General features: G+C 38.3%; 10 protein-coding genes. All 10 read right to left on the reverse strand.

From position 1 onward, the window contains the following. Positions 1 to 2256 (reverse strand): penicillin-binding protein PBP2X, encoded by a 2256-nt coding sequence (gene pbp2X / locus QM847_RS04890; RefSeq protein ID WP_414354235.1) that lies wholly within the window; start codon positions 2254 to 2256, stop codon positions 1 to 3. 3 nt (positions 2257 to 2259) lie between these two features. Further along, positions 2260 to 2577 (reverse strand): cell division protein FtsL, encoded by a 318-nt coding sequence (ftsL, locus tag QM847_RS04895; protein WP_250306775.1) that lies wholly within the window; start codon positions 2575 to 2577, stop codon positions 2260 to 2262. Positions 2578 to 2586: 9 nt separating this feature from the next. Beyond that, entirely contained in the window at positions 2587 to 3537 is a 951-nt protein-coding gene (gene rsmH, locus QM847_RS04900; RefSeq protein WP_414354237.1) for a 16S rRNA (cytosine(1402)-N(4))-methyltransferase RsmH, read from the reverse strand. Positions 3538 to 3602: 65 nt separating this feature from the next. Beyond that, positions 3603 to 5429, reverse strand: coding sequence for an excinuclease ABC subunit UvrC (uvrC, locus tag QM847_RS04905; protein WP_414354238.1), 1827 nt, complete (start codon positions 5427 to 5429; stop codon positions 3603 to 3605). A 69-nt stretch (positions 5430 to 5498) separates the two neighbouring features. After that, positions 5499 to 6200 (reverse strand): matrixin family metalloprotease, encoded by a 702-nt coding sequence (locus QM847_RS04910; protein ID WP_414354240.1) that lies wholly within the window; start codon positions 6198 to 6200, stop codon positions 5499 to 5501. Between the two features lie 118 nt (positions 6201 to 6318). Continuing rightward, entirely contained in the window at positions 6319 to 7485 is a 1167-nt protein-coding gene (locus QM847_RS04915; protein ID WP_414354242.1) for a peptidoglycan bridge formation glycyltransferase FemA/FemB family protein, read from the reverse strand. A gap of 4 nt (positions 7486 to 7489) precedes the next feature. After that, positions 7490 to 8719, reverse strand: coding sequence for a peptidoglycan bridge formation glycyltransferase FemA/FemB family protein (locus tag QM847_RS04920; protein WP_414354244.1), 1230 nt, complete (start codon positions 8717 to 8719; stop codon positions 7490 to 7492). 121 nt (positions 8720 to 8840) lie between these two features. Continuing rightward, positions 8841 to 9620 (reverse strand): alpha/beta hydrolase, encoded by a 780-nt coding sequence (locus tag QM847_RS04925; protein ID WP_414354246.1) that lies wholly within the window; start codon positions 9618 to 9620, stop codon positions 8841 to 8843. Between the two features lie 70 nt (positions 9621 to 9690). After that, positions 9691 to 11352, reverse strand: a complete 1662-nt coding sequence (locus tag QM847_RS04930; RefSeq protein WP_414345351.1) for a ribonuclease J — start codon at positions 11350 to 11352, stop codon at positions 9691 to 9693. A 358-nt stretch (positions 11353 to 11710) separates the two neighbouring features. Next, positions 11711 to 12370, reverse strand: a complete 660-nt coding sequence (locus QM847_RS04935; protein ID WP_414354248.1) for a COG3942 and LysM peptidoglycan-binding domain-containing protein — start codon at positions 12368 to 12370, stop codon at positions 11711 to 11713. Positions 12371 to 12544 lie beyond the last annotated feature (174 nt).

Here is a 12544-nt window from a genome sequence, read left to right on the forward strand (position 1 = left end):
CTAATCTCCTAAAGTTATTTTTATTTTCTGTAGATCTTTCAAAGTTGTATTGGTTCGAACACTTTGTTTTTTAACAGTTTCTCCACTACCTTCAAATTCAACTTCAATATTTAGCCACTTAGCTAACGTTTCAACATTTTGCTTCGTCCAACCATACAAATCCGGCATTTCTTCTACCTTATCAGAAAGAAGTAAGATTTGTTCATTAGCATCTAAATTGGTTCCCTCTGCTACTGAGCTTTCCTTAATTTTAGTACCTGAACCAACAACAATCGGTTGTACAAGGTTACGACGTAGTTCTTCTGACAATCCCCCAGGACTATAGTCTTTAGTCGAAGGCATTGCGTAGCTAGTTGTAGTTGTTACTTGATCTAAATTCTTAGCAGTTGATTGGAGATTAAGCAATTCTTTCATGGCCGAAGCTCTCTCAAGTATAGGATTGGCAAATTCACCAAGTATAGCCTGAGAATAATGTTCTGGTTGTTGAACTGTCACATAGAGAATAAAATCAGGATTTTCAGAAGGATGCATGGTTACTACAGAAAAGATATGATTGGTTTCCCCAACTAAGTATCCTCCATTTTGCTCATCAGCAATCTGCGCAGTCCCGGATTTCATTGCAACGTTTTGGTTTGGAAGAGTAATCACTCCTTTTCCAGTACTATGATTGTACATAGTTCCATAATAGGGATCCGTTCCCACAGTAACCATATGCTCTCGTGTCACGCTAGCTGCTTCCTTAGAAACAGGATTCCCCACTACTTCTTTTTTCGACTTACGAACCGTCTCATCATTTGGATCATATAAAGCACTGATAAATTTAGGCTCTAGCATAACTCCATCATTAGCAATAGCTGTAAAAGCTCTGAGCATTTGCACTTGAGTTACAGAAATACCCTGACCGAAGGAACTCATGGCAATATTGACAATATTGTCATCAGGCAATTGTCCACCATACTCATTACTCATCCCAAATCTTGTTGGAATTCCGAATTTGAAACGATTGAGATAATCCAACCAAGTTGCATCTCCCATCTTTTGCTCTAACAAGGTCATTCCGATATTACTAGAGTGGGCAAAACCTTGCGAGTATGTCATTATTCCACCACTCGTTAACCCTTCATTTACATCCCAGTCCTTGATGGTAGCATCAGCAATTTTTAATTCGGAAGCATTAAAAGACTCTCCTCCAGGGAATGTTTTATTGTCAATAGCGGCCGCCAGAGTCATTACCTTCATGGTTGATCCTGGTTCATAGTTACTTTGATACAGAAGATCACGCCAAACAAAGTTCTCATCCAACCCTTCTTTTGTATCTGCATCAAAAGTTGGCTTTTGTGTCGTTGCAAGAATTTCTCCCGTTTTGGCACTCACCAAGGTCGCAGTCATATATTTTCCCTTAACTTTTTCTTGGAAGGCATCCATTTGACTTTCCATGAAAGATTGTAAAGGACTAGATAGGGTCGTGTAGACGTCTTTCCCGTTTACAGTCTGTCGGGTAACTTGTTCCGTACCTGGAACAATATTCCCTAAACGGTCTTTTTCATAGGTAATGATACCATCTGTTCCCGCTAACAAGCTATTCAAGGAACTCTCGACACCAGACGTCCCAATGAGACTCTTTGAACCATCTTCATTTTCATGCAACTGCGCTAGTCCGATGAAAGATGAAGCAAATTTCCCGTTAGGATAGCTTCGATTTGGGCTAGTTGTAAAATCAACTCCCTCAACCTTAGCTGTTTCCAAATCATTTTTAATAGACATCATATTTGCATAAGTAATGCCATTTCCTTTAGCACCAAAAGAAACCTGCTTTAGATTAGGCTGAGAAAGTTGCTCCTTTACATAAGATTCTTCCATATCTAAATACTTATGAAAGACTTCCGCGACTTTGTTATACTGAGATTCTTCAACATAAAGAATCTCACCGTTTGCAGATTTATATTCTTTGTCAATTACCGCATAAACATTATAAGATGTGGCATCTTCTGCTATAGGTGTTCCATTACGATCGTATATGGTCCCCCTCTTTGCAGGAACTGTTCGTGTAGTCTGGTGAACCCTAGCTGCTTCCTTAACTAAGTTAACACCAAACTTTGAGCCTGTACCAATAATTACCGCAAAATTAACCAAAAAAACAGCAAAGAGAAAAACGGCCAAAAGGCTCAGACTCTTTCCCACTCGTCTGCGGTTTTCCATTGGAGATTTACGATTCTTAATGGCAAAGCGTATTATTTTTTCTTTCATAGTTTTCATCTACTACTCCGCCGATCGGATATTTTCATTATATAATTGTAACTCTTGCGAATCTGCAATACCTGTCAAGCGTTCTGACCGGATTAATTCATTGACTTCTTGCTTAGCATCGTCCAACTCGGTCTTCTTCTCCTCAATCTGAGCATTCACACTCGTCAACTCACTTTGGACTTGCAATAGCTTTGTTTGCATATAAACAACACTGATAGCTAAGACTAGGGCTGTAATGGCAATTGAAAGGTAAAAAGCCTTTTCAACCCGCGAGAATCTCTTGATACGTGCCTGAAGTAGTTGGCTAGTCGTTTCTCTTTTTTCTACCATTTTATCCTCTTACTTGTGAATTTTTCTAGCGACTCTTAGCTTAGCTGAATGGGAACGATTATTGACTTCCAATTCTTCCTTGCTAGGTAAAATCGGCTTGCGAGAAACCAATTCCATTTTAGGCTTGAGTTCATCTGGAATAAAAGGCAACCCTTTCGGAACTTCTACTGTCGAAGCTTCCTTAAATAGTTGCTTGGTCAAGCGATCTTCTAGCGAATGGAAGGTAATCACTGATATTCTGCCATCTAAAGCTAGCATATCTATCGCTTGCTGGATAGATTCATCGGCTGCTCCCAGCTCATCATTGACTTCAATACGAATAGCCTGGAAAATTTGCTTGGCTGGGTGCCCTTTTTTCTTAAGCTCCTTCGCAGGCTTTGCCGACTTGATAATCTCTGCCAATTCGGTTGTTGTCTCAATTGGCTTTACCTGACGAGCTTGCTCAATTTTGCGCGCAATCTGTTTAGAAAACTTATCTTCTCCATATTTGAAAAAGATTCGAACCAATTCATGATAGTCATAATGATTGACAACTTCATAAGCAGTCAAACTAGCTTCCTGATTCATCCGCATATCCAGCGGCGCATCCTTCTTATATGAAAAGCCACGTTCACGCTGATCTAGTTGCGGACTCGATACTCCTAAATCATAACAGATTCCATCTATTTCTTGGACCCCAGCTTCATGCAATCTAACCCTTAAGTTACGAAAATTGTCCTTAATAAAAGTGACCATCCCTTTTTCGATATAAGGAGCTAGACGTTTTTGCGCATTATCAATAGCGTTTTGGTCCTGATCAAAGGCATAGAGATGCCCTTTCTCACTTAGTTTACTTAATAAATACTCACTGTGGCCCGCTCCACCCAAAGTCGCATCAACATAAATACCGTCAGGTTTTACATCTAGCATATCAATTGTTTCATAAAGCATAACCGTTACATGATGAAATTCTTTAGTCATATCTTATCTATTTTACCATAATTCTGACAAGCTTGCACCCGCTAGACTACAAACCTTATTTCTTGTTATTCTTCGTAGTTGGCAAATTTTTCAGCAACTTGAGCTAGCCCCGAGTCTACTTCTGGATTTAACTGTCTATGAACTGCCTCTGCAACAGCTCTTGGTATGCCAACTTCTATAATTTCATCCACACTGGCTTCCTTAATTTTTGTTAGAGACTTAAAATATTTCATTAAATTCTGCTTGCGTTTGGGACCCAAACCTTCAATTCCATCCAATTGAGAGGAGAAGGAATTTTTAGAACGGAGTTGACGGTGGAAGGTGATTGCAAAACGGTGAACTTCATCCTGAATGCGTTGCAAGAGGAAAAATTCTTGAGAATTGCGAGACAACTCTACCACCTCAAGTGGGTCTCCAAAGAGCAATTCATGAGTTTGGTGCTTGTCGTTCTTTTGCAGACCTGCGATCGGAATATCTAACCCTAACTCTTCTTGAATGACCTGTTTAGCGATATTGACCTGACCTTGTCCCCCATCAATGACAATCAAATCTGGCGGTGTCAAACCGTCACGCTGGACCCGTCCATAACGTCTACGAATAACCTCTCGCATACTTGCATAGTCATCTGGTCCGACCACAGTCTTGATTTTATACTTACGGTAATCCTTCTTGCTCGGTTTTCCATTGACAAAAACAACCATAGCAGAGACTGGACTAGTCCCCATAATATTAGAGTTATCAAAAGACTCGATACGGACTGGGGTCGGAATTTGTAAAAGTCGCCCAAGATTTTCAATAGCCCCTTGAGTCTTCTCAACTGATTTTTCTAGCAGATTAAATTTCTGTTCTAAACTAACACGCGCATTTTTGACGGCTAGATTAACTAGCTGTTTTTTCTCACCGCGTTGGGGCTTGAGAACCTTTGTATTCACCAAAGCCTTGATAGCTTCTTCGTCAATATCTTGAGGAATCAAAATCTCATTTGGAACCAAGTGAGATTTTTCTTGATAAAACTGCCCCACATAGGTCAGAAAATCCTCATCAGGATCGTTGTAGTAAGGAAAGAGATTGACATCCCGTTCAATCAATTTTCCCTGACGGACAAAGAAGACCTGAACACACATCCAGCCCTTATCCACGTAATAGCCAAATACATCACGATTTTGAAGATCTTTTGCCATGACTCGTTGCTTAGTCCGAAGGGTGCCAATGGCCTGAATCAAATCACGGTATTCCGCTGCACGTTCAAACTCCATACTTTGGGCTGCCAAAGCCATCTTACTCTTGAGTTCATCAATGATTTTATCGTCTTGTCCCTTGAGAAAATCAGAGACTTCTTGGGACATAGCTTTAAAATAGGCTTCATCCTTGCGACAAACTGTATGAGCCATGCACTGGCCTATGTGGTAGTAAAAACAGACTTTCGAAGGTGGATTAGTACACTTTCGGAAAGGAAAAATCCGGTCTAAAAGTCTCTTGATTTCATTGGCTGCGCCCACATCCGGATAGGGACCAAAATAGAGTCCTCCGTCTTTCTTGACCTGACGGGTGATAATCAAGCGAGGATAGCGCTCATTGGTGATTTTGATAAAGGGATAGGACTTGTCGTCCTTGAGCATAATATTGTACTTAGGCTTGTTTTCCTTGATGAGATTAATCTCTAAAAGAAGGGCCTCTATATTAGACTCCGTAACAATAAACTCAAAATCCACAATTTCAGACACCAAGGCTTCAGTCTTGGTATCATGGCTCCCACGGAAGTAGGACCGCACCCGATTGCGCAGATTTTTAGCCTTTCCTACATAAATGATAGTGCCGTTTTTATCTTTGTGAATGTAACAACCAGGGCTAGTCGGCAAGAGCTCCAGTTTTGATTTAATCAAGTTATTCATAGTTCCATTATAGCAAAAAGCCCCCTGTATTGCTTAAATCAGAGAGCTCCAGTTTCCTTTGAAAATCAGTTATTCTCCAGACTCATATAGCTCTTGAACTGTTTTTACATCTTGAGCTTGGATACCATAATAGGAGCCTGCTGGTTGCATAACCGAAACTTCATTAGTATGTTCCAAACCAATGGCATGACCTAGCTCATGTTCTGCCGTATGCAAAATGCGGTCATACGTATAGCCATAATTTGGATTAGATAGATAGTAATGATTCAAACGAACGGTTACCGAAGTGAATTGTTTGGTTAGGAGATTTGTTTGACTCTCTGCCTCGCCAGCAACAGCTGTCGAACCATCGTTCATTTCAGTGGCTAAAATATCAGCTTGATTAGAATCATCTACAACTACAAAGTTAAAAGCACCTGTTTCATTCCAGTTGACAACAGCTTCAGCATAGGCCTTTTGGAAAGTGGTATCCATTTGAGAGTCAATATAGATAGTTGCTTGCGATTTTGGCCATTTTGCTCCTGAAGCTTGATGATTATCTATCTGAGACAGACCTTGTAATTTACCAGTTTCTTGCCATTGGTGCCAACCTGCTTGACCGACTTGGACCACTTTGCTAACTTGATTTAAAGTAGCAGGTAAATCACCTATCACATACCAGAGAATCCCAAAAGTGATGAGAATTAAGAAGATAAGGGTCCATACAAGGCGCCAAAACATACGCAAAATTCCTAGTAAAAATCGACATAAAACACGAATAATCCAGCCCATGATTGCCCACCTTTCTAAAAAATAAGAACCCATCTTTGAGTAATGGATTGCCATTCTAAAGATAGGTTCTCTATTTTACTGGAGAAAACTAAAAGAAATCTAAAAGTACTTCTTTTACTTATCTCCCCATTAATTTTTTCAAAACTTGTAAACACTTAAACTTGAACGGGTTTGGATAATATCGGAAAGTGCCTGGTTTACGAACAATATAGCCATTGAAATTCTGCTTAAAGCGTAGAACTCCATCGCTACCATCAAAGAGACCTTGGATACCAAAAAAGTTATATGTAGGAATATTCTTTTGTAATGCCTGCTTCATAGCATAATATTGAAGTAAAAATGGAGCAGAAAACTTTTGGAGATCAGCATAAGAGCCTCCGAACAAATATGTCGCTTCCGAGTTAGTATATATTATCAGAGCGCAAGCTAATAGGATTCTTTCTGAATCAGTAGGCAAAGTATTTAGAAAATCCAATTTCTTTTGTATCGCTTGATACTGTTGCTTGAAATTCTTTGACTTTTCATCAAGGCTAGCCTGTTTCATATTAAGAGCTTTGATTGATTGTTTAGGATTCACCTCTGCAATTAGAAAAGCTGCCTTATCCTCAAAAATATCATACAATTTACAGTAATAATCTAAATCCTTATCCTTAAAACCTTGCCTTTGCCCAGTTTCTTCAATAATTTTTTTGAATAGTGGAATTTCCTCTCTTTCAGCACTTCGAATGGTAACACCATAATCAAGTGAGGATTGAATGTTTCTAGAACTATTCTTATTAAAAGATTTCAACAAAGATTCTTCATCGAAACCTTTTAAATCTTTAACGTAGTGCCAAAATATTTCTCCGTTTGGGTATCCTGTTTTAAGACCATCAAATTGATATCCTAAACTACACAACTCTTGTACAATGCTTTTCTCTTCTTCATCTATTGGGTTGCCATCACTGTCAAAAGTTTGATAGGTCTCAAAAGGTTTTACAATCAACTCTAAAGCACCACTCTGTTTGGCATATTCCTTTAAATATTGATAAAATTTTGACAGTGCAGATTTTTGGGTATAAATAGGCCCAGAATTCAACTCCATATGAAGCCCACCTAGCATAGGCAAGCTATAAACCAGAGCCGCCACTTGGATTTCTCCTTCTTTCTTCAAAGAAAGATAAACCACTTGAGCCCCTCTAGCTTCTAACAGTTCCCCCATCTGAATAGACTGCATGAAAGAATAGCCAGGGACCTTTTCCGAATAACGTTGAAACTCTTCTTTAGTGAGTGTAATCAGTTTCATAAACTTACTTTCTATGATATTTTTTTCTTAGTGTCTTACGAATGTGATAAAAATAGTTGGTCAATCGATACAAAAAATTTAGAGGTAGAGTAAACTCTCCTACGTACTCTTGAACAACAGGACTAAAATTGGATTTAAAATCCGTTAACCCGTCATCTAAAGTACCTTCAATCCCTCCCATATTAGCCCATTTTTTACCATCATTAAAAGCATCCTCAAACACTTTTGGATAAAGCACATATTGAGGGTAGAATTTTTTAAATTTATCATCCATTCCAGCATAAAGCATCTCTAGTGTATCACCGAACGAAACAGAGAGCACTCCCGCTATAACTACTTCTTCTGGATATCTTTGAACAAGTTCTTGAAATTCTATGATGTATTTTTCAACAGATTTTTTCTGCTGTTGTAATTTGGTTAGACGTTTCTTTTGATATTCGTCTGTTTCAGACAAATCTTTTTTTATCTTGTTTAACTGTTCCCTATACTCCATTAGACGTTCTGGAATATTAATCTTTGCTAAATGTAAATACGAATCATGTCCATATGTTTCTATTAACTTTTGGAAATATTCCTGATTACGGAGTGATACATTTTTACGACGTTCCGTTAAAGCTATAATCGTTTCAAAATTTGAAATGTCTGACAAGCTACCCCGATAGGTAATAACTCCTCTCTTAACAGCATCCTTCATCAACCTCTTAGTATGCTTTGGAAAATCCGAATCTAAACCATCTTTTAGTATTCTATTAGCTTGATAACGTGGTTGTATAGTTTCGGACATAGCTATAGTCCTACCAGACCATTGACAATTTGCATCTTTTAAGTTTTGAATAGCTTCTATAGATGTACTATTCTCAGAAAATTCTTTAGAAGATTTGTCAATAGGATATTGTTTTAAGATCAGAGACGGATCAAATTTAATAAAAACAGACCGCCTACTAGTCCCAAATTGTTTTAAGCTTCTTATCACAAATGTTACCAAATCTTTATCTTGATAATCCATGATTGGTCCTCTTGGGATATACATCATAGTATATCCAAGTGGCAAATTTTTTATGAGGATACTTGCAACAGCTACTAATTCTCCATTTTTATAAAAACCTAAACGCTCATTCCCCCAATTATCTTTTACATTAGCCCAAGCACTACTTTGTAAAAGATTTGCCAATTCACTTTTTTTGACAAACTCATCATGTATTTCAGGTGAAATACCTATTTGATAATGATACATTGGCTGGTCCTTTTCCTAATAAATTTATAACATACCTATTCTACTACTTTTTTGTTAAAAAATAAAGAATTATAGAATCATAGAATCTTTATGTTCTCACGCCTAAACAGAACTTTAAGGATTATATAAGACGCTCTTCCAAAACAAAGTTGATAGGGAGAGTTGCTAAAAATCGTTCCAATTGTTTCTCCCAGTAATACCATTCATGGGCACCTGGACTATGACTATAGGTTACATTAAAACCTAGATTTTTGAGATTTTTAACTGCTAGATTATTAGCAGAATAAAGATAATCTTGTTCGCCACACCAAATCCAGAGTTTTGTCTTCTTATCTGACTTTTCAGCTAGGCTTTCCAGTGAATATGGACTACTTTCCCAATTTTTAATCTCACCAAAAATACCTTGCCAATATGTCCGATTCCCTAAATCTTGATTTTCTGGAGAAAACTCCTGAAAACTAAGGGCACCAGAAAAACTAGCTGCATAGGAGAAACGGTTAGTTGACAGAGCTAATTTGAAGGAACCATAACCGCCCATAGATAGTCCAGCAATAAAAGTCTTTTCACGTTTACTAGTCATGTTAGGGAAAAAGCGCTTCATGACTTTAGGTAACTCTTCTGATAAGGCAGTATAGTAGTTAAATCCATATTGGGTGTCGGTATACCATCCATTACTAGTATTAGGCATAACAACAATAAGATTAGTACCACGTAGCAAACGCTCAACATTAGTACGTTTGAGCCAACTATTATGGTTTCCAGACATCCCATGTAAGAGATATAGGACAGGAATATCTGTGCAATTCGGGTCTGTTACCCTAGAGCTATCAGGATACAGAACATTGACTCCCCATTCCATATCCAAAACTTCTGAGTAGTACTCAATCTTCATTACTGCCATTATTTTCTCCTTTTAGGTTTAAGATAAGAAAAAGCCGAAATTCGACTTTTTCTAGATCTTTATTTAATTATTATTTTGCTTCCATAACTACTGGTAAGATTGCTGGACGACGCTTAGTTTGATCAAAGAGGAACTTGGACAAACTGTCTCGAACTTTACCTTTGAGCTCTGACCACTCAAATTCTTCACCTTGTAGATAGTCTTCAACTGTTTGGTTAATCAGCTCTGAGCTCTCACGCAAGATGTCACGACTCTTCTTGAGATAAACAAATCCACGTGTGTGCACTCGTGCCTTGGCAATGATCTTCTTCTCACGACGGTTAACTGTAATCGCAACGATAAAGATCCCATCCTCCGACAAGACCTTACGGTCACGAAGAACAACATTTCCGACATCTCCAATAGCATTTCCATCAATCAGAATATCTCCCGCAGTGATAGCACCTGACGGAACAAAGTCACCATGTTCATAGGACATAGTACTTCCTTTTTTGGGAATGAAAATATGCTCTGGCAACATGCCAACTGCCATTGCCGCTCTAGCGTGAGCATCCAATTCACGATACTCTCCTTGAATAGGGAAGAGATATTGTGGTCTCAAAAGATTGATCATTAACTGTAAATCACGGGCATTTCCATGCCCTGATACACGTAGGCTTGATGTTATGAGTCGAACAATACCTCCTGCTTGGTAAATCATGTTTTCTACACGAGCCATAACAGCTTCTTTAGCAATTGATGGAGTTGTAACGATGTACACTAAATCACCATCCTTGATTTCCACATAGCGGTGGCGTCCAATAGACATCTTACGAAGTCCATTAATCGGCTCTCCCATACGTCCAGTCTCAAGAATAATCAATTCATGATCTTCAAAACGGGACATATCTTTTGGTTTAATCAATAAACTTTCATTAGCCAGCGATAACTTTTTCAAACGGATAGCTGTTCGCACAATGTTTTCAATATCAAAACCAGTTAAAACAACGCGACGTCCTGTCTCAGCAGCTGCATCAAAAACTTGTTGGATACGGGAAAGGTTACTCGCTACAGCAGCTACGATAATACGACCATCCCAATCAGCAATTGTTTGGGTGATTTCATCACCTACTTCACTTTCGCTCGCTACTTGAATATTACTGTCCGCATTAGCAGAATCACTTAGAAGTGCCAAGACTCCCTCACGACCAATTTCCGCCAAACGGCCAAAATCTGTTGCATAAGACTCACTGGCTGTTTGGTCAAACTTAAAGTCACCAGTATATACAATATTTCCTTCTGAAGTTTTTAAAACGACACCTAAACTCTCAGGAATAGAGTGGGTAGTACGGAAGAAGGAAACCTCTGTCCCACCGAAGTCAATTTCAGTATTCTCATCAATGACGTGAAAATCATCAAATTTCTTGACACTGTCATTACTCTTGACAAACAGTTTAGCTAGTTCAATAGTCAACTCCGAACCGAAAACCGGAACCTTAGCTTCTGTCAATAAATAAGGTAGTGCCCCAATCGCATCGGCATGTCCGTGCGTTAAAAAGACACCTGCAATTCGGTCACTATTTTCAAATAAATATTCCATATTTGGAATAACAACGTCAACTCCAAGCTGCTCGTTTTCAGGATATTTTAAACCTGCATCCAAAACAAAGATTGAGTCGTTAATCTCTGCGATATACATATTTTTCCCGTTTTCACGGACACCACCTAAAGTTGTTAATTTAATATTGGTCATTTTCCCTCCGAGGTATTACAATAACTTGTTTGTAGAGTTTTAAAAGCTCTCTTATTCTGAAAGTATCTTCTACTTTCTACCGAATCATTTCCTTTCATTATACCATTTTTTTACTGATTTTCAAAATGAAGGTTTTATTTCAACTAGATAAAATTCAGTCCTATAAAACGAAGCCTTCCCCTCTGTACTCTCTTTTCGATTCACTGTTTAAAGTAATCGGTTCTTGTACTCTCAAAAATGCGAAATCCCCCAAATAGCTTACTACAACAACTCTTATATCAGCATAGAGTTGCTATTACTCCTCACTCAGTTGAGACCAAAAAAAGATTTAGAAATTCTAAATCTTTTTTAATCATTTTTAGTTTGGGTAGATATAAGTGACTCTACCTAAAAATTCATTGGGATTAAAGTAGCCACGATAATTAGCAATTTGCTTTTGACGCTTGTAGTTTGATTCCAATACCTGGATAGAATTTTCGCTTTGTACATCTGTCACATAAGCAACATGCCCATATTCACCACCATCCCAAACGGCAATCGCTCCTGCTACCGGAACATTCCCTATTCTATAGCCTTGAGCACTTGCGTAGATTGCCCAAGTATTGGCATTCCCCCACCAGTTGCTAGCCCAAGGCGCCAATTCTTTCACACCCCACGTACACTGACCAATAGGATAAGAGTTCCCATAGTCAGTCGGAGTATTTTCAATAACATCTTCTACATCTGACACATCATCTGCAGTGCTAGTTGCCTCATAAGCTGGTGCATTATATGAAAAACTACCTTGAGATAAACCACTCACTTCCAGAATATCACCTGGGTGGATAGTGTCAAAAATGGTTTTCCCATTGTTAGCGGCCAACACATAAGGATCCATACCATGTGCACTAGCAATAGCAAAAAATGAATCCCCATTTTGGACAACGTAAGAATCTGCACTAACAGTTTGGGCACCAACTGTCGCCAAAATGGCAGTAGATGTCAAACCAAGAGTCAGTTTAGCAACTGTTTTTTTCATAATGAATTTCTCCCTTTTTAATAATTCCTATTTGTTTTTGTTGTTTATAAGGAAATCATACCTAATTTACATGTCAGATATTTTAGAGTTATATTTTAGTCATATTACAAATAATTATCCTTTTACTACACGACCATCAAAAAAACACAAAAAAGAGAGGGGAGAACAAAAAAT

Origin of the sequence: Streptococcus timonensis (assembly GCF_047463455.1) — a bacterium.
GTDB lineage: Bacteria > Bacillota > Bacilli > Lactobacillales > Streptococcaceae > Streptococcus > Streptococcus timonensis_B.